This window comes from Nocardia yunnanensis (assembly GCF_003626895.1).
Taxonomy (GTDB): Bacteria; Actinomycetota; Actinomycetes; order Mycobacteriales; family Mycobacteriaceae; genus Nocardia; species Nocardia yunnanensis.
Genome location: NZ_CP032568.1, coordinates 3,568,240 through 3,592,681, shown reverse-complemented (window position 1 = coordinate 3,592,681; position 24,442 = coordinate 3,568,240). Strand labels below are relative to the sequence as shown.

Annotated in this window: 18 protein-coding genes and 1 pseudogene; 6 read left to right on the top strand and 13 right to left on the bottom strand. The window is 68.9% G+C overall.

All coding sequences use genetic code 11. The features are described 5' to 3' along the window. Positions 1–131: 131 nt before the first annotated feature. Positions 132–2,753, top strand: a complete 2,622-nt coding sequence (gene rph, locus D7D52_RS16655) for a rifamycin-inactivating phosphotransferase (RefSeq protein WP_120737525.1) — start codon at positions 132–134, stop codon at positions 2,751–2,753. A 77-nt stretch (positions 2,754–2,830) separates the two neighbouring features. Here the strand turns inward: rph and ffh are convergent, their stop codons facing one another. The 6 genes from ffh to ftsY form a co-directional block, all read right to left on the bottom strand. Beyond that, positions 2,831–4,390, bottom strand: a complete 1,560-nt coding sequence (ffh, locus tag D7D52_RS16650; protein WP_120737523.1) for a signal recognition particle protein — start codon at positions 4,388–4,390, stop codon at positions 2,831–2,833. A 55-nt stretch (positions 4,391–4,445) separates the two neighbouring features. Further along, positions 4,446–4,754 (bottom strand): hypothetical protein, encoded by a 309-nt coding sequence (locus tag D7D52_RS16645; RefSeq protein ID WP_246023899.1) that lies wholly within the window; start codon positions 4,752–4,754, stop codon positions 4,446–4,448. 190 nt (positions 4,755–4,944) lie between these two features. Continuing rightward, the gene (locus tag D7D52_RS16640) at positions 4,945–7,392 is read right to left on the bottom strand and encodes a [protein-PII] uridylyltransferase (protein ID WP_187703163.1); all 2,448 of its coding nucleotides are present in this window, start codon (positions 7,390–7,392) and stop codon (positions 4,945–4,947) included. A 254-nt stretch (positions 7,393–7,646) separates the two neighbouring features. Continuing rightward, positions 7,647–7,985 carry a P-II family nitrogen regulator gene (locus tag D7D52_RS16635; RefSeq protein WP_120737519.1) on the bottom strand — a complete coding sequence of 113 codons (339 nt, stop codon included), beginning with the start codon at positions 7,983–7,985 and terminating at the stop codon, positions 7,647–7,649. A gap of 5 nt (positions 7,986–7,990) precedes the next feature. Next, positions 7,991–9,340, bottom strand: a complete 1,350-nt coding sequence (locus D7D52_RS16630; RefSeq protein ID WP_120737517.1) for an ammonium transporter — start codon at positions 9,338–9,340, stop codon at positions 7,991–7,993. Between the two features lie 263 nt (positions 9,341–9,603). After that, positions 9,604–11,295, bottom strand: coding sequence for a signal recognition particle-docking protein FtsY (ftsY, locus tag D7D52_RS16625; protein WP_120737515.1), 1,692 nt, complete (start codon positions 11,293–11,295; stop codon positions 9,604–9,606). A 233-nt stretch (positions 11,296–11,528) separates the two neighbouring features. On the opposite strand from ftsY, the gene D7D52_RS16620 reads away from it, so the two are divergent. After that, positions 11,529–11,918: a DUF2237 family protein gene (locus tag D7D52_RS16620; RefSeq protein ID WP_033086087.1), complete on the top strand. Its 390-nt coding sequence runs from the start codon at positions 11,529–11,531 to the stop codon at positions 11,916–11,918. Positions 11,919–11,962: 44 nt separating this feature from the next. Here D7D52_RS16620 and D7D52_RS16615 read toward each other — a convergent pair whose 3' ends face one another. Further along, on the bottom strand, positions 11,963–12,796 hold the full coding sequence (locus tag D7D52_RS16615) for a hypothetical protein (RefSeq protein WP_162958350.1): 834 nt from the start codon (positions 12,794–12,796) through the stop codon (positions 11,963–11,965). A 568-nt stretch (positions 12,797–13,364) separates the two neighbouring features. Then, positions 13,365–14,072, bottom strand: a complete 708-nt coding sequence (locus D7D52_RS39195) for a TetR/AcrR family transcriptional regulator (protein WP_246023898.1) — start codon at positions 14,070–14,072, stop codon at positions 13,365–13,367. 499 nt (positions 14,073–14,571) lie between these two features. On the opposite strand from D7D52_RS39195, the gene D7D52_RS16605 reads away from it, so the two are divergent. Then, positions 14,572–15,471: an NmrA family NAD(P)-binding protein gene (locus tag D7D52_RS16605; protein ID WP_120737509.1), complete on the top strand. Its 900-nt coding sequence runs from the start codon at positions 14,572–14,574 to the stop codon at positions 15,469–15,471. Between the two features lie 53 nt (positions 15,472–15,524). On the opposite strand, the gene D7D52_RS16600 is transcribed toward D7D52_RS16605, so the two are convergent. After that, positions 15,525–16,181, bottom strand: a complete 657-nt coding sequence (locus D7D52_RS16600; protein WP_120737507.1) for an HAD family acid phosphatase — start codon at positions 16,179–16,181, stop codon at positions 15,525–15,527. A 109-nt stretch (positions 16,182–16,290) separates the two neighbouring features. Further along, complete coding sequence (locus D7D52_RS16595) at positions 16,291–20,043, bottom strand: AAA family ATPase (protein ID WP_120737505.1); 3,753 nt, start codon at positions 20,041–20,043, stop codon at positions 16,291–16,293. Between the two features lie 93 nt (positions 20,044–20,136). Here D7D52_RS16595 and D7D52_RS16590 point away from each other — a divergent pair, with 93 nt between their 5' ends. Further along, positions 20,137–20,592, top strand: coding sequence for a nitroreductase family deazaflavin-dependent oxidoreductase (locus D7D52_RS16590; RefSeq protein WP_120737503.1), 456 nt, complete (start codon positions 20,137–20,139; stop codon positions 20,590–20,592). A gap of 40 nt (positions 20,593–20,632) precedes the next feature. Here D7D52_RS16590 and D7D52_RS16585 read toward each other — a convergent pair whose 3' ends face one another. After that, entirely contained in the window at positions 20,633–21,310 is a 678-nt protein-coding gene (locus D7D52_RS16585; RefSeq protein WP_281279226.1) for an Rpn family recombination-promoting nuclease/putative transposase, read from the bottom strand. A 2-nt stretch (positions 21,311–21,312) separates the two neighbouring features. After that, positions 21,313–21,450: pseudogene (locus tag D7D52_RS40335) on the bottom strand (Rpn family recombination-promoting nuclease/putative transposase); the annotation flags it as partial. Between the two features lie 246 nt (positions 21,451–21,696). Between D7D52_RS40335 and D7D52_RS16575 the strand changes: the two are divergent. Further along, entirely contained in the window at positions 21,697–22,929 is a 1,233-nt protein-coding gene (locus tag D7D52_RS16575) for an acyl-CoA dehydrogenase family protein (protein ID WP_120737497.1), read from the top strand. Between the two features lie 2 nt (positions 22,930–22,931). Further along, positions 22,932–24,056, top strand: coding sequence for an acyl-CoA dehydrogenase family protein (locus tag D7D52_RS16570; RefSeq protein WP_120737495.1), 1,125 nt, complete (start codon positions 22,932–22,934; stop codon positions 24,054–24,056). Between the two features lie 49 nt (positions 24,057–24,105). Here D7D52_RS16570 and D7D52_RS37790 read toward each other — a convergent pair whose 3' ends face one another. Next, positions 24,106–24,276 (bottom strand): hypothetical protein, encoded by a 171-nt coding sequence (locus D7D52_RS37790; RefSeq protein ID WP_162958349.1) that lies wholly within the window; start codon positions 24,274–24,276, stop codon positions 24,106–24,108. Between the last annotated feature and the right edge of the window lie 166 nt (positions 24,277–24,442).

Genomic DNA, 24,442 nt, shown 5'->3' with positions numbered 1-24,442 from the left:
GATCACGCGAGAACCGTAGGCAATTCCCCCTCCCCCTTCCACTCTATACACGAATCCGGGGCCTCATGAGGACTCGGATTGTGGTCCATAATCGCTCGCGAATTGCGAACCACCAGGTGAGGAGTAGTGGGATGCCCTACGTGCTGAGCTTCGGGGAGATCGATCGGACACAGGTCGCGAGTGTGGGAGGGAAGGGCGCGAATCTGGGGGAGCTGGCTCGGGTGGCGGGTGTGGCGGTGCCGGACGGGTTTTGCGTGACGACGGACGCGTTCGCGCGGGTCGTCGCGGGTGCGCCGACGTTGGCGGCGAAGGTGGACGAGCTTTCCCGGCTCGCGCCGGACGACTCGGCTGCGATCCGGGCGAGGAGTGCGGAGGTCCGGGGCGTGGTCGAGGCGCTCGCGATCCCCGACGAGGTGGCCGCCGAGATCGTCGCCGCGCACGCCCGGCTCGGCGTGGACGGCGCGTACGCGGTCCGGTCCAGCGCCACGGCCGAGGATCTGCCGACGGCGTCGTTCGCCGGACAGCAGGACACCTATCTGAACGTGGTCGGGGCGGCGGCAATCCTCGAGCAGGTGCGTCGCTGCTGGGGTTCGCTGTTCACCGAGCGCGCGGTCACCTATCGGCTGCGAAACGGGTTCGGTGACAAGGCGATTCGTATGGCGGTGGTGGTGCAGCGGATGGTGTTCCCGCGCGCGTCGGGCATTCTGATGACCGCCGATCCGGTCACCTCGGACCGGACCGTGGTGTCGATCGACGCCGGTTTCGGATTGGGCGAGGCCCTGGTCTCCGGTCTGGTGAACGCCGACGTCTATCAGGTCCGCGACGACGAGATCGCGACCAGCACGATCGCCACCAAGAAACTCTCGATCGAGCCGCTTCCGGAAGGCGGCACGCAGGTGCGGGAAATCGCGCCGGAGCGCCGCGACGCGCCGGTGCTCACCACGGCCGAGATACTGGAACTGGCCCGGCTCGGCCGCCGTATCGAAACGCATTTCGGCAGCCCGCAGGACATCGAATGGTGTCTCGACGACGCGGGTTTCCGCATCGTGCAGAGCCGGCCGATCACCACCCTGTTCCCCATTCCGGAGGCCGCCGACGACGCGAACCACGTCTACGTGTCCGTCGGTCACCAGCAGATGATGACCGATGCCATGAAACCCCTGGGCATTTCGTTGTGGCAGCTCACCAGCCGGGCGCCCATGCGGGAGGCGGGCGGCCGGCTGTTCGTGGACGTGACCGCCATGCTGTCGGCCCCGGCCACCCGGGAGGCGTTGATCACGGGGCTCGGCGGCTCCGACCCACTGATGGGTGATGCCCTGCGGACGGTCGTCGACAGTGGCTTCGTTCCCGAAGCGCCGGCCCAGGATTCGGCCGCGCCGGCCGCCATGCGCAGCGCGGCCGCCGCACCCCTGGACGCCGATCCGGCGCTGGTCGCCGAATTGATCGCGGACGGTGAGGCTTCCCTGGCGGCCTTGAAACGCGACATCCAGGACCGGTCCGGCCCAGCGCTACTCGATTTCATTCGTGCCGATATCCAAGAGCTGCAACGAGTTCTGTTCACCCCGCGCGGGCTGGACGTGATCACCTCGGCCATGAACGCCTCGACCTGGCTCAACGATCGGATGCGAGAGTGGCTGGGCGAGAAGAACTCCGCCGACGCGCTCACCCAATCGGTCCCCGGCAATGTGACCTCCGAGATGGGCCTGGCCCTGCTGGACGTCGCCGACACCATCCGACCGCATCCCGAAGTGGTGGCCTACCTGCACGAGGTCGAACGCACCATGCCTGCGGGAAGCGCCTTCCTGGAAGAGCTTTCGGCCTATCCGGGTGGTGACGAGGCCCGCGCCGCCCTCGACGCGTTCCTCGACAGGTACGGCATGCGCTGCGCCGGCGAGATCGACATCACCCGGCCGCGCTGGAGCGAAAGCCCCGCCACCCTCGTCCCGATCGTCCTCGGAAATATCAGGAACTTCGAACCCGGCACTGGCGCACGGCGTTTCGAGGAGGGCCTGCGCGAGGCCGAGCAGACCCGGGCGCGGCTGCTGGAACGCCTGCGCGCACTGCCGGACGGCGCGGACAAAGCCGCGGAGACCGATCGCATGATCGCGCGGGTCCGCACCTTCTCCGGCTACCGCGAATACCCCAAGTACGGCATGGTGTCCCGCTACTTCGTCTACAAGCAGGCCCTGCTGGCCGAGGCCGGGCGGCTGGTCGACGCCGGTGTTCTGGACGACCCCGAGGACATCTTCTTCCTGCGGTTCGACGAGCTCGCGGAAACCGTCCGCACCCAGCGGGCCGATCCGCGGCTCATCGCCGACCGCAAGGACGCCTTCCGCACCTATCAGAGCCTCACCGCCCCACGGGTTCTCACCTCCGACGGTCGCGCCCTCACCGGCGCCTACCGGCGCAACGACCTGCCCGCCGGCGCGCTGCCCGGCCTGCCGGTCTCCGCGGGCACGATCGAGGGCCGCGCCCGCGTCCTCACCGACCTCGCCCAGGCCGACCTCGAACCCGGCGACATCCTCGTCACCGCCTACACCGACCCGAGCTGGACCCCCTTGTTCGTCGCGATCAAGGGCCTCGTCACCGAAGTCGGTGGCCTCATGACGCACGGCGCGGTCATCGCCCGCGAATACGGCTTGCCCGCCGTGGTGGGCGTGGAACACGCCACGACCCTGATCCGCGACGGCCAGCGCATCCGCGTCAACGGCACCGACGGCTACGTCGAAATCCTCACAGCCCCAGCCGAATAGTTCGGAAAGATCCCGAAAACGCCTGGGGCGGACGCATAACCGCGTCCGCCCCAGGCGTCAGTTCTCGCGAGAACCGTTCAGTTCTTGGGGAACTTCAGCTTCGAAAGATCGAAACCCTCCAGGCCGGGCGGCAGTTCGTTGAGCCCGGCGGGCAGGTTGGAGATGTCGGGCATACCGGCGGGCAGGCCGCCGGGCAGCCCGGGGAAGCCGCCGCGCACCTTCGGCGGGGTGGGACCGCGCCCGCCCTTCTTACCCTTCTTGCCTTTGCCCTTGCCCTTGTTGGCGCGAGCGCCCGGCAGGCCGAACTGACGGGACATGGCGCCCATCATCTTCTTGGCCTCGAAGAAGCGGTCGACGAGCTGATTGACGTCGGAGACCTGAACGCCGGAACCATTGGCGATGCGCAGGCGGCGCGAGGCGTTGATGATCTTCGGGTTCGCGCGCTCGGCGGGAGTCATGCCGCGAATGATGGCCTGCACCCGATCGAGCTGCTTGTCGTCGACCTGCGCCAGCACATCCTTCATCTGGCCCGCGCCCGGCAGCATGCCCAGCAGGTTGCCGATCGGGCCCATCTTGCGGATTGCCAGCATCTGCTCGAGGAAGTCCTCGAGGGTCAGCTCACCGGAACCGATCTTGCGGGCGGCGTCCTCGGCCTGCTGCGCGTCGTAGACCTGCTCGGCCTGCTCGATCAGGGTGAGCAGATCGCCCATGCCCAGGATGCGCGAGGCCATCCGGTCGGGGTGGAAGACGTCGAAGTCCTCGAGCTTCTCGCCGGTGGAGGCGAAAAGGATGGGCTGGCCGGTGATTTCGCGCACCGACAGCGCCGCGCCGCCGCGGGCGTCGCCGTCGAGCTTGGTGAGCACGACACCGGTGAATCCGACGCCGTCGCGGAACGCCTCGGCGGTGGAGACCGCGTCTTGACCGATCATGGCGTCGAGCACGAACAGCGTCTCGTCCGGATTGACGGCGTCGCGGATGCCCGCGGCCTGCCGCATGAGTTCCTCGTCGATGCCGAGGCGACCGGCGGTGTCGACCACGACCACGTCGTACTGCTTGGCCTTGGCCTCTTCGATACCGGCGCGCGCCACGTCGATCGGATCCGAGGCGGTCACGCCGAGCGGGTTCTCGCCGCCGCCGATGGAGGTGCCCGGATGCGGCGCGAACACCGGCACGCCCGCGCGCTCACCGACGACCTGCAGCTGCGTCACCGCACCGGGACGCTGGAGGTCACAGGCCACCAGCAGCGGCGTATGCCCTTGCCCCTTCAGGTATTTCGCGAGCTTGCCCGCGAGGGTGGTCTTACCGGCGCCCTGCAGACCGGCCAGCATGATGACCGTGGGCGGGTTCTTGGCCAGCCGCAGCCGCCGGGTCTCGCCGCCGAGGATATTGACGAGTTCCTCGTTGACGATCTTGACGACCTGCTGGGCCGGGTTCAGCGCCGCGGAGACCTCGGCGCCCTTGGCGCGCTCCTTGATCTTGGCGATGAAGCCGCGCACCACCGGCAGCGCCACGTCCGCCTCGAGCAGGGCCAGCCGGATCTCGCGCGCGGTCGCGTCGATGTCGGCCGGCGACAGGCGTCCCTTGCCGCGCAGATCCTTGAGGGCACCGGCCAACCGGTCGGAAAGGGATTCGAACACCGATGCTCTCCTGAATCATCTCGAGGGACGTCACTCGAGATACCAGGGTAGTGGGCTATTCGAGCGAGCGTGGCCGTGGGCCTGGACGTCGCAGGTCGTGCTTCTCGGTGGTGACCATGCCGACGGCCTCGCGGGCGGTCAGGCCGAGTTCGAGGGCGAGCCCGTCGAGCAGCGCCCATTCGACGTCGGTGGGCAGATGCTCGGTGACGGTCGAGGCGATGGTCATGGCGGTCACCGCCTGCTGACCGGTGAGGGTGCGACCGGGTAGCCAGGAGACGACCCAGCGGTCGCCGCCGACACAGCGCGCGATGTGCGAGGTCAAATCGCTCGTCATCATCGACGCGGACACGACTTCGATTGCCACCGATCTGCTCCCCTCGTTCTCGCCGACAGCCTGGAGCGATATCTGCCAGCGAAATACTAGGGTGTGACAACGGTCACTCGATCGAATTGCAGCAAATTACCTGCAACATTTTTATTAACTGGCAAACGTACGGTTTGCCAGTTAATCCGAGCCCGTGGCGACCATTCAGAAAACGACTGGCAGAACCAATTCAGCTGTCCGATTCGAGCGGTTTCTTCGGTTGTTGCGGCGGCACGACGGAAAGCACCGCCGCCTCGATCTCCGCGCGCCGCCCGGGCGTGTCGGTGGCGCCCAGATCCACGCAGAACGTGTCGATGACCGCCGAACCCATGGTCACCACCTTCGCCCAGGCCACGTTCACCCCCGTGTCGGCCAGCGCCGCCGCCAACCGCGACAGCAGGCCGATGCGGTCCTCGGCGCGCAATTCCAGCAGCACCCGCCCCGGCTCGGCGGTCTCGTGCCAGAACACCCGCGGCTGCGCCTGCGCGAAGGGACTCGGCTGGGTACCGCCCGCGTCGCGTTCCTTGCGCGCCAGCACCGAGGCCAGATCCAGGTCGCCGTTGATGGCCCGAATCAGCTCCTGCCGCAACAGGCCCGGGTCCGGCGGATCACCGAAGCGCGGCGCCACCACGAAGGTGTCGATGGCCGCGGCCCCGACACTGGCCAGCTCGGCCGACAGCACCCGCAGCGAATGCACCGCCAGCACGCCCGCCGCATCCGAGAGCAAACCCGGATTGTCGGGCGCGACCACGGTGACCACATGGTGATAGCGGCCCTCCCCCGGCCGCAGATCCACGTGCACGCCACCGGATTCCGCGCGCCGGCGCAGCTCCTCGGGAATCGGGGTGGGCGAGGGCAGCTCCTCCCCCGCCATGGCGCGACGGCAATTGCGCACCAATTCGCCGATGAGCGAGGCCTTCCAGTCGTTCCACACGCCGGGCCCGGTGGCCAGGGCGTCGGCCTCGGCGAGGGCGTGCAGCAGGTCCAGCAGGTGCGGGTCGCCGTCGAGGGCGTCGATCACCATCTTCACGGTGTCGGAATCGGAGGTGTCGCGGCGGGTGGCGGTATCGGGCAGCAGCAGGTGGTGGCGCACCATCGCCGAGAGCGTCTGCACATCGGAAGGCCACAGCCCCAGCCGATTTCCGATGGACACGGCCAGTTCCGCGCCGACCACGCTGTGATCCTCGGTGCGGCCCTTGCCGATATCGTGCAGCAGCGCGCCCAGCAGCAGCAGGTCCGGGCGGGCGACCCGGGTGGCCAGCGCGCCGGCCTGGGCGACCGCCTCCATCAGGTGACGATCCACCGTCCAGGTGTGCATGGCGTCGCGCGGCGGCAGATCGCGCACCACACCCCATTCCGGAAACAGCCTGCCCCACAGGCCCGTTCGATCCAGCGCCTCGATGGCGTCGACGGTCCCGCGGCCCGCGCCCAGCAGCACCAGCAGATCGTTGAGCGCCTCCTTGGGCCACGGCTCGCGCAGCTCGGGCGCGTCCTCACCGAGGCGGCCCAGCGTGGTGGCCGACATCGGCAGCCCGGTCTGCGCCGACGCGGCGGCCACCCGCAGGATCAGCCCGGGATCGCGCTGCGGGCGGGCGTCCCGCGCCAGCACCACCTCCCCGGAATGCTCGACCACCCCCTCATCGAGTGGTCGGCGAACCGGGACGCGGCGCAGCCGCGCGAGTCCCCGCCGGGGCAGCGCGTTCCCGGCGGTGCGCAAGCCGACATCGGTCGAATAGCTGACGGTGCGGGCCGCGTCCGAGAGCGTGCGGGCCAGATCGAAGCGATCCCCGAGGCGCAGGGCCGCCCCGATCTCGTCGGCGTCCTGGGCGCGCAACTGGTCGCGGGCGCGACCGGCCACCCGGTGCAGTTCGGTGCGCACGTCCAGCAGCCGGCGATGCGCCTGCCGCAACCCGCCACCGGGCACCTCCGGACCGAGCCCCGGCATGGCATCGGTCAGCTGTGCGATGGCGAGCGCGTCCAGCAACTGGATGTCACGCAATCCGCCGCGCCCGTTCTTGAGATCGGGCTCGGCGCGGTGCGCGACGTCTCCGCTTCGGCGCCAACGGGTTTGGGTCTGCTCCACCAGGGCGTCGAAGCGGGACCGGATTCCGGCGCGCCAATCCCGGCGCACGCCGCTGATCAGCAGGCTGCTCAACCCCTCGTCCCCGACGATGTGCCGGGCCTCGAGCATGCCGAGGGCGGCGGTGAGATCGTCGGCGGCCACGCGCAACGCCTGCGGGACGGTGCGCACGCTGTGATCGAGCTTGATGTGGGCGTCCCACAGCGGATACCAGAGCTGATCGGCGACCTCGGCGACCCGCGCGGGGTCGATGTCGTCGTAGAGCAGCACCAGATCCAGGTCGGAGTAGGGCAGCATCTCCCGGCGGCCCAGTCCGCCCACCGCGACGATGGCCAGTCCGCTGTCGGCGGTGATGCCGACCTCGTGACCCTTGGTGGTCAGCCACAATTCGTAGAGGTCCACCAGCGCCTCGCGCAGCGTCTCGGCGTCCAGCCGCGCCGAACGACCGTGCACGCTGTGCTCACTCAGCAGTTGATCGCGGGCCCTCACCAGATCCGAAGCGCCGTTGGAAACCTTGTCCCCGTCGGCCTTCTCGTCGCGTGCTTGCTGAAAACCCACAACCCACCACCTGTGTCTAATTTGCCTCCGCTGCGCTCCGGCGGGGTCGCGGCCCTGAAGGTCTCGTTCTTCCCTCCTCCGCTCCTCCGCTTCGCTCCCCCGCTCCGTCAGTCCAGACCGAGACGGGCCGCGACCCTTACGGGTGGATGCAACCAGATATGCAATTGGTTCGGTCGATACCTGCGAGCGCCGCAGCGGCCCGACCCCGTCCGGTTTCTCGGGCGGGAGCGGGCCGCCGCTCGGTCTGTCTTCAGTTAGAGCGCGTCGGAGCCGCGCTCGCCGGTGCGTACCCGGATGATCGAGTCGACCGGGGTCACCCAGACCTTGCCGTCACCGATCTTGCCGGTGCGGGCGGCCTCGACGATGACCTCGACGACCTTCTCGACGGAGGCGTCGTCCACGACCACCTCGACCCGGACCTTCGGGACGAAGTCGACGGAGTACTCCGCACCGCGGTAGACCTCGGTGTGGCCCTTCTGCCGGCCGTAACCCTGGACCTCGCTGACGGTCATGCCCAGCACGCCCGCCTGCTCCAGCCCGGTCTTCACGTCCTCCAGGGTGAACGGCTTCACGATCGCAGTGATCAGTTTCATTATCGTCATGCCTCCTTGACGGCGGCGGTGCGCGCCGCACCACCCACAGCAGCGAAATCGTATGCCGTTTCCGCGTGCTCCGATTCATCCAAGCCCACGAACTCATCTTCCTCGGTAGCGCGCAGACCGATCACGAACTTGATGAGGAAGGCCAGGATGGTCGTCACGATGAACGAGAAGGCAAGCACCACACCGGCACCCACGGCCTGCCGCCACAGCTGGTTGAAACCGCCGCCGTAGAACAGACCAGTCACACCGGCCTGCGCCTCGGGGGCAGCCACCAGGCCGACCATCAAGGTGCCGATGATGCCGCCGACCAGGTGGACGCCCACCACGTCGAGCGAGTCGTCGAAGCCGAGCTTGAACTTCAGGCCCACCGCCAAGGCGCAGGCGACACCCGCGACAGCACCGATGGCCAGCGCGCCGAGCACGTTCACCGACGAGCAGGAGGGGGTGATGGCGACCAGACCGGCGACCACGCCGGACGCGGCGCCGAGGGAGGTGGCGTGGCCGTCGCGCACCTTCTCCACGAGCAGCCAGCCGAGCATGGCGGCGCATGTGGCGAAGGTGGTGGTGAGGAACGTGCTACCCGCGGTGCCGTTGGAGGACAGCGCCGAACCGGCGTTGAAGCCGAACCAGCCGAACCACAGCAGACCGGCGCCGAGCATGACGAACGGCAGGTTGTGCGGGCGCATCGGGGTCTTGGGCCAGCCCTTGCGCTTGCCGAGGACGAGGCACAGCGCCAGACCGGCGGCACCGGCATTGATGTGGACCGCGGTACCACCGGCGAAGTCGATCACCTTGAGTTTGTTGGCGATCCAGCCACCTGTGTGGACGATGTCACCGGTGGTCGGGTCGGTGGCGTTGAAGTCGAAGACCCAGTGCGCGACGGGGAAGTAGACGATGGTGGCCCACACCGCGGCGAACAGCGCCCAGGCGCCGAACTTCAGACGGTCGGCAACAGCACCCGAGATCAACGCGACGGTGATGATCGCGAACATCAGCTGGAACGCGACGAACACCGTCATGGGGATGCCCGTGTTACCGGCCAGCGGGATGCCGATCGCCTTGGCGGCGTCGATGCCCTTGGACGGGTCGGCCGGGACGGCCGGCTTGGAGTCGCCGCCGATCAGGCCCTTGAGCCCGAAGAACTGGGTCGGATTGCCGATCAGCCCGAATTTGTCGTTGCCGAACGCCGTCGAGAATCCGAAGATCGCCCATAGGACGCCGACAATGCCCATGGCACTGACGCTCATCATGATCATGTTGAGCACGTTCTTGCTACGGACCATGCCGCCGTAGAAGAACGCGAGCCCAGGGGTCATCAACAACACCAATGCCGAGCTCGCGAGCATCCATGCTGTGTCGCCGGTGTTCGGCAAGTCAACGATGGGGTACGCCACCTTTTTGTCCTCCTCATCTACGGCTCCGCAGCAACCTGCGAATAAGCCTGCAATGAGATTCGTCAGTCGGTGTTTCCTCCGTGATCCTGCGGCGTTTCGCGTAGGTGAACGGATGAGATTGCAGTGTTGCGGTCACGTTTCCGAAACCGCGCAACTGTTACGACGACATTGTGAGGATGATGTTGAATTCGATATCGGCGCTGTTGAGGGGGCTATTAACCGAGCAGGGCGTCGACGAAGGCGCCGGGTTCGAAGGGAGCGAGATCATCCGCGCCCTCCCCCAAACCGACCAGTTTGACTGGAACGCCCAGCTCATGCTGCACCTGGAACACGATGCCGCCCTTGGCGGTACCGTCCAGCTTGGTCAGCGCGACACCGGTGATGTCCACGACGTCGGCGAACACCCGGGCCTGCATGAGACCGTTCTGGCCGACCGTCGAATCCAGCACCAGGATGACCTCGTCCACCGCGGCCTTCTTCTCCACCACGCGCTTGACCTTGCCCAGCTCGTCCATCAGACCGGTCTTGGTGTGCAGGCGGCCCGCGGTGTCGATGAGCACGACGTCCACGCCGCGATCGATACCGGACGAGACCGCGTCGAAGGCGACGGCGGCGGGATCGGCGCCCTCACGGCCGCGCACGGTCTCCGCGCCGACGCGCTCACCCCAGGTCTGCAGCTGATCGGCGGCGGCGGCGCGGAAGGTGTCGGCGGCGCCCAGCAGCACGCGCCGGCCGTCGGCGACGAGCACGCGCGCCAATTTGCCGGTGGTGGTGGTCTTTCCGGTGCCGTTCACACCCACCACGAGCAGGATCGACGGGTGATCGTCGTGCGGCAGCGCGCGGATCGAGCGATCCAGTTCCGGGCGCAGCGCCTCGATCAGCACCTCGCGCAGCACGGCCCGCGCCTCGGCGGCGGAACGCACACTGCGCGAGGCCATCTCCTGTCGCAGCCGCTCCACGATGACCGCGGTGCTGGCGGTGCCCAGATCCGCCATGACGAGGGTGTCCTCGATCTCCTCCCAGGAGTCCTCGTCCAGATCGCCGCCGCCGAGCAGACCCAGCAGGGATTTGCCGACGGCGTTCTGCGAGCGCGACAGGCGGCCGCGCAGGCGGGTCAGCCGTCCCGAGGCGGGCTCGATCTCCGCGATCGCCGGAGCCTCGGCGGGAGCGGCGGTTTCGGGTGCTTCGGTGTCGGGTGCTTCGGTCTCGGGCGCTTCGGTGTCGGGCGCGGCGGCCCGGGCGGCGACCGCGGCCTCGGCGGCGGCCGCGACCTCCGCGGCGGCGACAGCGGCTTCGGCGGCTTCCTCCGCGGCGGCTTCCTGCGCGACCGGCTGCTCGGCAACCTCTCCCGCGCCCTGCCCGGCGGCGGCTTCACCGGCCTGCCCGGCAGCCTCGACGGCCGCGGCGCGCGCCGCGGCATCGGTGGCGTTCGCGGTGGAACTCGGCGCACCCGAGCCGGATTCGCTCGCCTTAGTGGTCGCGGCGGGCTCGGCGGCCGGGCGCTCCGAATCGGAGTCGGGGGTGGCGGGCTCGGTCGGGGCGGGTTCGGGGCCCTGGACCGGGTCGGGTAGCCGGACGTTGGTGATGCTGCGCTTGGCGGCGTCGCGCGGGATGGCGGCGTCGTCGCCGATGTGCGGCTGGCCCTCGTCGTCGGTGCGCTCGGGGGGCAGCGGTTTCGGCTTGGGCTTGGCCGCCGGGGCCTTCTCCTTCTCGGCGGCCCCCTGGCTGAAGCTGAATCCGCTCGAGGCTTGATACCCACCCGACCGGTCGGTGATCTCCTCGGTGTCGGTGGTCTCCGGGGTCAGCGAGATGCGCCGGCGCTTGTTCAGGCCGTATCCGGCCACCAGCGCCACGAGCAGTACCGCGGCGATCGCGGCGATGAGGATCCATACTTCTGCAGTCGTCACGCCCCCATCCTTTCAGAGATGGTTGTATTGCCGGTTTCACCCACCTGCCCGGGGCCGGAGCGGTGTCACCTATCACACGATCGGGGTCACTTATCACAGGGGCGTGGCGTGTCACCACCGACACGCCGGGCTGGTTTTCGGAAACCCCAGCAACAACCGACCGGTCTGCTCGACTACGTGCCACAGTGCCGAAGGAGCGGCGAATGCGACACCGAGACAATAGGATCGGCGGAGTGACCGATCGAAATGTGCTTGGGGGACCGCTGGAGGAGTGTGGCACCGATCCTCTCACCGGCTTCTACCGGGACGGATGCTGCAGCACCGGCCCCGAGGATCTGGGTAGCCACACCGTCTGCACGGTGGTGACCGCGGAGTTCCTGGAGCACCAGAAGTCGATCGGCAACGACCTCGTCACCCCGCGTCCCGAGAACAATTTCCCCGGCCTGCAGCCGGGCGACCGCTGGTGTGTGGTGGCCGTGCGCTGGCTGCACGCCCACGAGGACGGGGTGGCCGCGCCGGTCGTGCTGGCCGCCACCCACGAGAACGCGCTCGAAGTCGTGCCGATGGACACCCTGCGCAAGTACGCCGTCGACGTCCCCGACGACGTCAGCGACCTGCTCTAGCCCGGAAATCTGGAACGGGCCGGCCGAGTGACCGGCCCGGAAAGTCAGCGTCCCGCCCACAGCCGGCCGCTGCGGCGGGCCAGCCGTTCCGCCCCGGCCTGCAGCGGCGCGTTGAGCACCTGCAGCGTGATCGCGGCGGCGATGGCCCCGAACAGCAAGGCCACCAGCGCCGGACGCGCCCCCGACAGCGTGAGCGCGAGCGCGGCCTGGCCGCCGAACACGGCCGCGGTGGCGGCGGACACCAGTACCGAGCGCAGCAGGTCGGCGCGCAGCGCCCGGTCCGCGTCGTAGGCGTCGAGCACCGCGATGCCCAGGCCCAGCACGACCAGGTCGGCCGCGATCACCGACAGCATGGCGGTGCTCGGCAGGACGTTGAGCCCCAACAGGATCAGCGCGGCGCTCAAGCCCAGCAGCAGGGCGCCCACGGTGAGCAGCCCGGCGGCCGAGCGCCGCGAATCCTCCGACCATTCGGCGTGCTGGCCGAGCATGCCCAGCATGGTGCCGAGCAGGGCCAGCAGGGTGAGCGCGCCGAGTCCGTAACCGGCGGGCAGGAATCCGGCCGCCGCGGGCATGGCCAGCACGGCGCACAGCGGAATCAACCCGACCCGCCACAGCCGATCGACGCGGTCCACGGCGCGATCGGGCAACAGCCGCACGAACACGCCGCTGAAGGCGAGCACCGGCGCACACACCAGCACGATGCGCATCCCGTCGAACCAGGCGCTGCCGGCGGCGAGCCGATCGGCCACGACCGCCGCCGCGTAGACCAGTAACCCCGCGGCCGCCCTGCGTAACAACGGCTTTCGCGGATCCCGCGCCAGCAGATACAAACCGAGCCACCATGCGACACCGAACGCCGCGGCCGACACCCAAACCACGCAGGGAGCGTACTTCCCCACTGCCCGTTTGCGGGTCGTTACAAACCCCCCGAATATCCCCTCCCACCAGCATTTTTCACCTTTCCCCCGGTCTCGTCACACCTTCGCACCGTTTCGGACACACCCAGGTCACGAAGCGCCCCAACAAGTTTCACTCCGGTCGGTTTCCAACCCCACCCCCGACACCACAACCCCAGTCTGCCGAGCGATAGCGGGCCTTCGAAATCAGGGAACTTCGCAGCGACCCGGCAGCGGCCCCGAGGCCGACCCGAAACGGAAGAGAATTTCATAGCGGCGCGGCAACAGCCCGGTGCCGACACGGAGCAAAAGGGAAGTTCACGGCGGCGCGGCGACGAGGGGTTCCGACGCCGTCGGGACCGTTATCGGGCTGCGGCTCAGGTCGTTTCGGTGGTGTGGCAGTGGCGGTAAGCCATACGGCGGCTGGCAGTGGGCCGTTCGCCGGAAGGCGGGGAACAGTAGCGGGCGGGACGGCGCCGGCGCAGCAGATCGGGGCTGCGCGGCGTCGAGGGCGCTGCCGACACTGACGGGGACGGGAGTGGGCTGGGGCTCAGGGGGTTTTGGTGGCGTGGCGGCGGCGGTGGGCTTTTTGGCGGCAGGCGGGGGAACAGTAGCGGGCGGGACGGCCGGTGGTGGGGCGATGGATCGGGGCGGTGCAGATGGGGCAGTGTGCGGTGAGAGTTTCGTTACGGGGGACGGTTTCGTTGCCGGGCGGGGCGGGATTTCGAGATTTCGTTACGGGTGCCGCCGGCTGCCGGGGGCGGAGGGAATCCAGCACCAGTGCCGCTGGGCGGGCTAGTTCCGTTCCCGGGGTGAGTCGTTGGATCGCAACGCATCCGGTGAAGAGGGCGAGGACGTCGGACAGTTCCACGTCGGAGCGGACCGCGCCACGGCGCTGGGCCGCGCCGAGCAGCTCGTCGAGTGCGGCGTGGAAGCGCGCACCGGCGTCCTGGACAAGTTCGCGTGGCCAGCCGTCGTTGCTGACCAGGTCACAGACGGCCTGGTTGCGGTGGGCGGAGGTGATCACCTCGGTGCAGAAGGAGAAGAAGGCCGCGCCCGCGTCAGGAGCATCGCGCAACCGGTGAGCCAGGCCGGTGAGGCGGTCGATGCGCTGTTGCATAACCGCTTCCAGCAGCGCGGTTTTGGTGGGGAAATGGCGGTAGACGGTGCCCGCGCCAACGCCCGCGCGCCGCGCCACCTCGGCGAGCGAGACACCAACCCCGGCCTCGCCCAGCGCGCGCTGCGCGGCGGCCAGCACCAGCGCGCGATTACGCCGGGCATCCGCCCGATTGTTCGCCGCGACGCGCGTTCGCCGCTCCTCCGCGTGAGCCAGATTTCCACCTGTCCGAGTTGGGTTTTCGCGCCCCCGAGCTGGATTCTCGATGGGCGGCACAGTCTTTTCCCAAGGCAACCTGGGCTCTTCGCGAGGCGGGGCGGACTCTCGGCGGGCCGGCGCGGACTCTTCGTGGGGCGCGGACCTTTCGCCGGACGGCGTGGACGTCTCGCGAGGCAGGACGGACTGTTCGCGGAGCGGTGTGTTCTTTTCGCGGGCCAGAGCGCCCTCTTCGCGGGTTGGCGTGGGTTTTTCGCGAGGCGGCGTGGGGTTTTCGCGGGGCGGGGCGGTGGTTTCGTGGGGCAGCGTTGGTGCGGACATTTCGTTACGCGTGTCCTTTCCGGGGCTGGCCAGGGGAATTCGGCGCTTCTAGCGTCGGGATTCGGGTCGGCCGACCCGAATACTACCGAACGAACGGACGACAATGTCTTCTCGTAATGATCTGATTCTGGTAACCGGGGCGACCGGTAAGCAGGGCGGCGCGACCGCGCGGCGGCTGCTGTCGACCGGACATCGGGTGCGCGTCCTGGTCCGTGATCCGGAAGCGGCTGCCGCGCGGGAGCTCGCGAGCGCGGGCGCGGAGCTGGCTGTCGGCGACTTCGACGAGCCCGCGAGCCTGTCGGCGGCGCTGCGGGGTGCGGGTTCGGCGTTCCTGATGCCGCCCGCGGCGTTCGGGCCGAACGGCTGGGATGTGAGCCTGGAGGTCGAGCGCGGTACCGCTTTCCTCGCGGCCGCCCGCGCCGCCGGGGTCGGGTTCATCGTGTTCACCACCGTCGCCACTCTCGACGCCGACGGCACCTGGGGTGCGGGAGGCAAGCGGCACGTCGAAGCGGCGCTGCGAAATAGCGGCCTGCACTGGACGATTCTGCGCCCGGTCCGCTTCTTCGAGAACTACCTGCAGCAGAACCTGCCCTTCGACGGGATCGACAACGGCGTCAACCGCCACCTGTTCCCCGCCGATCAACCGATCCAGTCCATCGCCGTCGACGACATCGCGGTGTTCGCGCAGCTGGCTTTCGACGATCCGGCCCGATTCCACGGCCAGATCCTGGAATTGGCGGGCGACGCGCGGCCGATGCCGGAGGCCGCGGCGGTGGTCGGAGCCGCCATCGGGCAGCCGGTGCGCTACGAAGTCGCCCCGGAATCCGAGGCCGAGGCGTTCGGCCCGGAGGTGGCGGCGGCCTGGCGGCTGTCGCGCCGAGGCCAGCACTGGCACGCTGACATCCGCGCCCTGCGCGAAATCCACCCCGGTTTGCGGACTTTGGAGGATTGGCTGGCGGAAACCGGTGCGGCACGGTTGAAGTCACTGCTGACCAGTCGCTGAGCTGCCGGGCCGATCTCCGTGCCGCACAACAGGTATCAGGACAGCAACACGATTCAGACCAGTGCGCCGTTGTAGTCGGGCAGTTTGAAGGTCTGCAAGGCGTGCCCGCCGGACAGGTCGGAGTCACTATTGCCGATATTGGCGACAATGGTGTACCCCTGGGCCTCGATGGAAGCGCGGGTGGCGGTCTTGTAGTCGGCCAGCGCGGCCGCACCGCTGGAGCCGGTGGTGAGGCCGCCACCGTAGAGCCCGTCGACGGAGTAGCCGACCGCGCTGAGATTGATCTGGGTGTAGAAGCTCAGCAGCGCGGGCCGGCCGGTCACGAAGATCAGCGACGCGCCCTGGCTCTTGGCCCACTGGGCCAGCTGCAGCATCGGCGGGATCGCCGGGGTGATCGGGCCCGGATGGTAGGTGGTCTCGAGCACCGTGTTGTCGACGTCGAAGACGATGGCGGGCTTGGTCTTTCCCGGCAGCACGGTCGTCAGGTACGTGCGCGCGGCATTGGCGACCGTCGTGACGTCGCTGATCCACTGACTGTAGGGCGGCAGGTTGCTGGTGCCGCCGCCCGAGCCGGACAGCGAGCCGGTACCCGAGCCCGACGCGGATCCGGATCCGAGCCCGGAGGATCCGGAATCGGCGAGGGCGATGGGCAGCGGAGCAACCAGGCCCACGGCGAGTCCGGCGGCCAATACGGCGATGGAGCGTCTCATGGGGCGGGACGCTAGCGCCCACCACATACGACGCGCAGCCGTTTCACTTTGCCGCACCGCATTGTTCCCGCTGAGCGGGATCCGGAATCGGCCCGCGCCCAGCCTCGAATTATGGTGCGGCGCCGACGAGATTCTCGCCGCGCAACCGCTGCGAGATCACCTGCGTGATGCCGTCGCCGCGCATGCTGACGCCGTAGAGCGCGTCGGCGATCTCCATGGTCGGCTTCTGGTGGGTGATGACGATCAGCTGACTCTTCTCCCGCAGCTGCTCGAACAGGCCGATGAGCCGGCGCAGGTTGGTGTCGTCCAGCGCCGCCTCGACCTCGTCCATGACATAGAACGGCGACGGGCGGGCGCGGAAGATCGACACCAGGAAAGCCACTGCGGCCAGCGACTTCTCGCCACCGGACAGCAGCGACAGCCGCTTGACCTTCTTGCCCGGCGGCCGCGCCTCCACCTCGACGCCGGTGGTGAGCATGTTCGCCGGATCGGTGAGCAGCAGCCGCCCCTCGCCGCCGGGGAACAGCCGCGAGAACACGCCCTCGAATTCGCGCTCGACGTCCTCGTAGGCTTCGGTGAACACCTGCAGGATGCGCTCGTCCACCTCGGCGACCACGTCCATCAAATCCTGGCGGGCCTTCTTGACGTCCTCGAGCTGAGTGTTGAGGAAGGTGTAGCGCTCCTCGAGGGCCGCGAACTCCTCCAGCGCAAGGGGATTCACCTTGCCGAGGGTGGTGAGGTCCTTCTCGGCGCGTTTGGCGCGGCGCTCCTGGGTGGCGCGGTCGTAGGGCATGGGCTGCGGTTCGCTGACGGATTCCCCGCGCTCGCGGGCCGCCTCGTACTCCATCATCTCCAGCGCGGTCGGCGGCATGGGCACGTCCGGACCGTATTCGGCGATGAGTTCGTCGAGGCTGACGCCGAACTGTTCGGCGATATTCGTCTCGACCTGTTCGATGCGCAGCGCGGCCTGGGCGCGGGCCACCTCGTCGCGGTGCACGGCGTCGGTGAGCTGGGCCAGCTGGGTGGCCAGGGCGCGGGCGCGCTCCTTGGTCTGCTCCACCTGCGCCGCGAATTCGGTTCGGCGGCGCACCAATTCGTCGCGACGGGCCGACGCCTGCGCGACCACCTTTTCGAGTTCGGCGGCCACCTTCTCCGCCGACGCGGCGACCACCGCCGCGACCTCGGCGGCCTGCCGGCGAGCGGCCTGGGCGCGTTCGGCGCGCTGCTGGTTCTCGCGTTCGGCGCGGGCGGCGCGGCGGAGCGAATCCGCTTTGCCGCGAACGGATTCCGCGCGCTCCTCGGCGGTGCGGACGGCCAGCCGGGCCTCCACCTCCATGGAGCGAGCCTCGGCGAGGGCGGCGGCGGCCTCCTCGCGCGCGTAGCCGGCGGTCTCGGTGCCCGCGGCCTCCGGATCCATCTCGGCCTGTTCGCTTTCCGCGTTGCGCAGCCGATCCTCGAGTTCGGCCAGCTTGGCGAGGGTTTCCTCGCGGCTGGTCTCGGCGTCGGCGCGCTGGGCCAGCAGGCGATCGGATTCCCGTTGCGCGCTGCGGGCGGCGTGGCCGAGGCGGCCGAGCCGGTCGTAGATGGCGACCAGCGCCTGATCGGATTCGTGCAGCGCGAGCAGCGCGTGGTCGACGGCTTCCTTGCGGTCGGTCTGCTCGGCCAGCGCCCCGGCGAGCGCCGCCTCGAGCTCCTCGGCCTGCCGCTGCCAGGACGTCAACTCGTCCTTGGCCGAATCGATTTCGGCCTGCACCTCGAGCTGGCTGGGGGCGCGATCGGAGCCGCCGAGCACCCACCCGCTGCCGGTGAAATCGCCGTCCCGCGTGACCACCCGCAACTCGGGCCGTTCGGCCACCACCCGGGCGGCGGTCCCCAGCTCGTCGGCCACCGCGATGCCGGCGGTGAGCGCAGCGATCGCCGCGCGCAGATCGGCCGGACATTCCACCACATCGGCCAGCCACCGGGCACCCGCCGGCAGCGGCGTATCCCGCGGCCCGCCAACGATATTCGACGCGGCGAGCGTGCCCGCACCGTTCGGGACGCCCGTAACGCCACCGTTCGGAGGAGCCGCGTTGTCGAGGTCCGCGGCGAATCCGGTTGCGCCGGAGACCATGTCGGCCACGATCGCATTGGCCGCACCCGTCGCTTCACCGGCGCCGGCGAAAACCAGGGCGACGCGGCCGCCGTCGGCTTCCTTCAGGGCGCGGACCGCGGCGTGGGCGGATGGGCCGGTATCGGCCGCAACGGCATCCGCGAGCGGGCCGAGCGCGGCGGCGACGGCGGCTTCGAATCCGGTGTGTACGCGGATCAATCCGGACAGCGGGCCGAGCAGGCCGTCGGTGCGGTGCTCGAGCAGCCACGCCGCGCCGTCCTTGCGGCGCAGACCCATGGTGAGGGCTTCGATGCGGGCGGTCAGCGAGGCGACGCGTTTGCCTGCCTCGCGGTCCTTCTCGCGCAGTTCGGTGACGCGCTGATCGGCCAGCGCCAGGGCTTGGGCGGCGTGCTCGTAGGCGGTGTCGAGGCCCTCCTCGCCGGCGTCGAGTTCGCCGAGTTCGCTTTGCACGGACTCGAATTCGGCATTGGCCTCCTCGCCGCGGCGGCGGGCCTCGGCGATGCCGGTGGACATGCGGGAGATCTCGCCGTCCACGGATTGGGCGCGAATGCGCAGGGTGTCGACCTGGCCCGAGAGCCGGGCCAGGTCCTCGCGGCGGTCGGCGATGGCGCGCACGGCGGCCAGGTGGGCCTGTTCGGCGGCCTTGGCGGCCTGTTCGCGTTCGTGCAGCTGGTCGCGCGCGGCTTCCAGCGTCTCCGTGGCCATTTCGACCGCTTCGCGCAGTTCGGCCTCTTCGGCTTCGACCCGATCCGCTTCCCGCTCCAGCTGCTCGGGATCGCGGCCGGTGCCGGTCGGTTGCTCGATGGTGAGATTGCGGGCGCGGTCGCGGGCAATGCGGATAGTGGCATTGACACGTTCGGTCAAAGCGGACAGCTGGAACCAGGTCTGCGCGGCCGCCTCCGCGCTCGGGGTGAGCCTGGACAGCTCGAATTCCTGCTGCGCGAGTGCGGCATTGGCGGCGTCCAGTTCGGCTTGGACGTTGACGTGCTGTTCGCGCGCGTACGCCTCCTTGCTCTGCTGGCTCTCGAGTTCGCGGCGGCGGGTCACCAGATCGTCGGCGGCCAGGCGCAATCGGGAGTCCCGCAGCTCGGACTGGACGGTCGCGGCGCGGCGGGCGACCTCGGCCTGGCGGCCCAGCGGCTTGAGCTGGCGGCGCAATTCGGTGGTGAGGTCGGTGAGGCGGGCCAGATTGGCCTGCATGGCGTCCAGCTTGCGGACGGCCTTCTCCTTGCGGCGGCGATGCTTGAGCACACCCGCGGCTTCCTCGATGAAGGCGCGGCGGTCCTCGGGCCGCGATTCCAGAATCGCCGACAGCTGACCCTGGCCGACGATGACGTGCATCTCGCGGCCGATACCGGAGTCGCTCAGCAACTCCTGGACATCCATGAGCCGGCAGGAGTTTCCGTTGATCTCGTACTCGCCCGCGCCGTCGCGGAACATGCGGCGCGTGATCGACACCTCGGAGTATTCGATGGGCAGCACGCCGTCGGTGTTGTCGATGGTGAGCGTGACCTCGGCGCGGCCGAGCGGCGCGCGGCCCGCGGTGCCGGCGAAGATGACGTCCTGCATCTTCCCGCCGCGCAGCGCCTTCGCGCCCTGCTCACCCATCACCCAGGTGAGCGCATCGACGACATTCGACTTACCCGACCCATTGGGCCCGACCACGCAGGTGATGCCCGGTTCGAATCGCAACGTCGTCGCGGACGCGAAGGACTTGAACCCCTTCAGCGTCAGACTCTTCAGATGCACAGCGGCTCACGATACCCGCTCCCCCGCGATTGCCCCGAGTATGCCGGAACACCGAGTCCCCGATCAGAACTCCCATGTGACGTACGGTGAGGAATGACCGCCGCAGCCTTGGGCGCACGCCTGCTGCAGACCCGCTGGTTCGTCCGCGCCCCGATCCTCCTCTTCCGAGCCCGCCTCGGCTTCCTCTTCGGCCACCGCCTCCTGCTCCTCGAACACGTCGGCCGTAAATCCGGCCAGCCCCGCTACGTGGCCCTGGAAACCGTCGCCCGCCCCACCCCCACCACCCTCGTCATCGCCTCCGGCTTCGGCTCCCGAGCCCAGTGGTACCGCAACCTCCTGGCCCACCCCGCCTGCCACGTCACCATCGCCTTCCACTACCGCACCCCCGCCACCGCCCGCCCCCTAACCCCCGACGAAACCAATTCCGTCCTCACCGAATACCAACAAGCCCACCCCCGCGCCTACCACCACCTCAGCGCCATCATCGAATCCGCCATATCCGACACCATCGACAACGTCCCCCTAATCGAACTAACCCTGTCCCCCTAACCCCCTCTCCCCCAAACAAACCCGCCAACCACCCCGCCCCCTACTCCCCAAACACCTCAGCAAGACTGCCCGCACTCAGCAAACGCACCGCCCAGACATCCAGTAGTCCGGAATCAGCCGCCCGCAGCCTCGAAACGGTCGCAGCAGGCAACTCCCCAAACCGCGCCGACAACTGCACAATCAACAATTCGGCCCGCCCCCGGGCTTCCCCCTGGGCTTCGCCTTCGGCGCGCAGGCGGTCTGCGGTTGTCATGATGATCTCCCTCGCCTCGGGGCCGAGTTGTTCGATCAGAGGGACCAGGTCGGATTCTCTGGTTTCGCTGACTATGAAAATGTACCTGATCAGGCATTGGAGCTCCGCTTTGCCGGTGGGGGCGGTCCAGAGGGCGCGGAGGTCGTCGGAGAGGGGCCACAGCTCTTCGGCGAGGTGGCGGTTGCCGGGGGCGGTGGCGAGCAACACCATCATCAGGAGGGTGTCGGCGGTCAGGTTGCGGGCACGGAGGGCGGATTGGTCGACGGTGGTGAGGTCGTCGAGGAGGAAGCGCAGGTTCGGGAGACAGTCGCCGAGTGCTGCGCGGGTCGCGGGGTCGATATCGATCAGGTCGGCGAGCCGAGTCGGCCTGTTCCAGCGGCGGCCGTCGGAGCCGGCGTAGACGACCATGGGGATGACGGCGGGCAGAGTGTCGGTCTTGGGTTGTTGCGAATGTAGTCGTTCCAGATTCGCACCGTGTATTCCAGCATTCTGAAGGCCATCAACGAATCTGGACGACTCTGGTGCTCGATCAGGACGTAGACGAAGGCGTCTCGGCCTTCGAGGCGGAAGTACGCGTCGTGCGGATTGTTCGGCGGGTCAGCCATGGTTGGGCAAACTACGCCGTAGCTGTTGCCCCACAGCCGGTTTCAGGGGACTCGCCAGTCCGACACGCAAACGGGGCCCGTTCGGTTGGTTGGGGAGGGGATCGCGGCCGAGGAGGTCGGCGATGCGGGTGTGTTCGGCAGCGGGTGTCGGGGTGGTGGCGGCAAGTGAGGGCGGGTGCCAGCACATTTGCCAGTGGGGGTGGTGGGGTGCGATGGTTAGTGGGAGTTCTTGGAGTAGGAGTCATCGTGGATCTTGACTGGTCGGCTGCCGATCTGGCATTTCGGGATGAAGTGCGCGGTTTCCTCGACGAAAAGTTAACCGACGATCTGCGGCGGGCGGGGCGGTTGTCGACCAGCGTGTATCCGGATCACGAGGCCAGCATGGCGTGGCAGGCGATTCTGCACGAGCGGGGTTGGGCTGCGCCGGCGTGGCCGGTGAAGTACGGGGGGTGCGATTGGAGTCTGACTCAGCACTACATCTTCGGGCGCGAATGCACGCTCGCGGGCGCACCGAACTTGTCGCCCATGGGAATTCGGATGGTCTCGCACGCCATCATGGCGTTCGGCACGGCGGAGCAGAAGGAGTACTTCCTGCCCCGCATCCTCACGGGCGAGGTCTTCTTCTGCCAGGGCTACTCCGAGCCGGAAGCGGGTTCGGATCTGGCGTCGCTGTCGATGGCCGCGGTCGCCGACGGCGAGGATTTCCTGGTCACCGGCTCCAAGATCTGGACCACCCACGCGACCGAGGCCAACTGGATCTTCGCGCTGGTCCGCACCTCCAAGCAGGCCAAGAAGCAGCAGGGCATCACCTTCCTGCTCATCGATATGCGCACCCCGGGCATCGAAATCCGGCCGCTGGTCATGACCTCCGGCGAGCAAGTGCAGAATCAGGTCTTCTTCGACCAGGTCCGGGTGCCGCAGGCCAATGTGCTGGGCCGCGTCGACGACGGCTGGACGGTGGCCAAATTCCTGCTCAACTTCGAACGCGGCGGCGGCGCGGCGGCCCCGGCCCTGCAGGTGATGGCCGAGGAGCTCGCGCAGGCCGCGACCGAACAGGTCGGCCCGAACGGCGGCGCGCTCATCGACGATCCGGCCTTCTCCCACAAACTGGCCGACGCCCGCCTGCGCGCGGACGTGCTCGAGATCCTCGAATACCGCACGCTCGCACTGGTTTCCAGCGGCAAGGACCCGGGCCCGGCCGCCTCCACCATCAAAATCCTGGGCACCGAGCTGAGCCAGACGCTCACCGAACTCGCGCTGGAGGCGGCCGGCCCGCGCGGCCGCGCCTATCAGCCGCACGCCACCATGCCGGGCGGCCCCATCGCCGACTTCACCCCGCCCGCCGACGGTTTCGTCGCCGGCGCGGAATGGCAGGCGGTCGCCGCCCTGCGGTACTTCAACGACCGCGCCGGCTCGATCTACGCCGGCAGCAACGAGATTCAGCGCAACATCATCGCCAAAGCCACCCTGGGACTGTGACCATGGACTTCTCTTTCACCGCCGAGCAGGAGCTGCTCCGCGACACCGTCACCGAATTCCTCGCGGCCCGTTACCCGCTCGAACCCAGCCGGGCCGCCGCCCGCACCGGGGCCGGCTGGCAGCCGGAGATCTGGCGCGGATTGGCCGAGGAGGTGGGGATTCTCGGCGCGAGCCTGCCGGAGTCGGTGGGCGGCATCGGGGGCGGACCGGTCGAGACCATGATCATCGCCGAGGCGCTGGGCGCGGCCCTGGTGCTGGAACCCTACGTCGACACCGTGGTGGTCGGCGGCGGCCTGCTGCGCCGCAGCACCGGCAAGCGCGCCGAGGATCTGTTGTCGGGCATCGCCTCCGGCGAGGTGGTCACCGGATTCGCCGCGCTGGAACCGCATTCCGGCTACGACTACACCGAGGTCGCGACGACCGCGGTCCGCGACGGCGAAGACTGGCTGCTCACCGGCGAGAAAACGGTGGTCACCACCGCACCCCTGGCCACCCACCTGCTGGTCACCGCGGCCGCGGACGGCGATATCGCACTGTTCGTGGTGGATTTCGACCCCGCCGACCCGCCGGCCGGTCTCACCGCCCGCCCCTACCGCACCATCGACGAACGCCAGGCCGCCGACCTGAGTTTCGCGAACCTGCGCCTGCCCGCGGACGCCCTGCTGATCCCGCAGGCGGGCGCGGCCATCGCCGCCACCCTCGACGAGGCCATCGCCGCGGTGTGCGCCGAGACGGTCGGGGCCATGCGCAAGGTGGTCGCCGACACCGTCGCCTACACCAAACAGCGCCAGCAGTTCGGCGTCCCGATCGCGAGCTTCCAGGCGTTGCAGCACCGCATGGTGGACATGCTGCTGGAACTCGAACAGGCCGTGGCCGCAACGTATCTGGTGACGCTGAAGCTGGACGCCCCCGCCCCGGAGCGGGCCCGTGCCGCCTCGGCCGCCAAGGCCACCATCGGCCGCGCCGCCCGCCGCATCGGCCAGGAGTCGGTGCAGTTGCACGGTGCGATGGGCATGACCGAGGAACTGGCCATCGGCCATTTCTTCAAGCGCCTCACGGCAGTCCAGTACGAGTTCGGCACCACCGATCAGCACATCGCCCGCTACGCCACACTCACTCGCCCGTAGCGGAACACACGCCGGTTCAGGGGTGATCCGGTGTCGAGGCGCGCCGGGACTACCGGCGCGCCCCGGCGACGGGTATCCGTCCGGCATCGCCCGCGTCGGGCGGCCGGGGCCCGGCCGCCCGACGGGTCTCACCACGCACGGCCAAGACGATGACCAGCGCCAATGCGGGCCCGGTGACGAAGCACAACAGACCCAGCGCAATCAGCACAACTGTTCCCACGTGCGGATTATTGTCCGCCGCGCCGCATTTCGCACAATTACGGCAAACAACATCCTTCGGGCATATACCGGCGAGTAGGTATCCCGGAGTCCGGTGCGGGCGGCCCTGCCATCATGGTGTGACCGGCCTCATACCCGTCTACCCGTCACGTTCCCGGCCGGTGTCT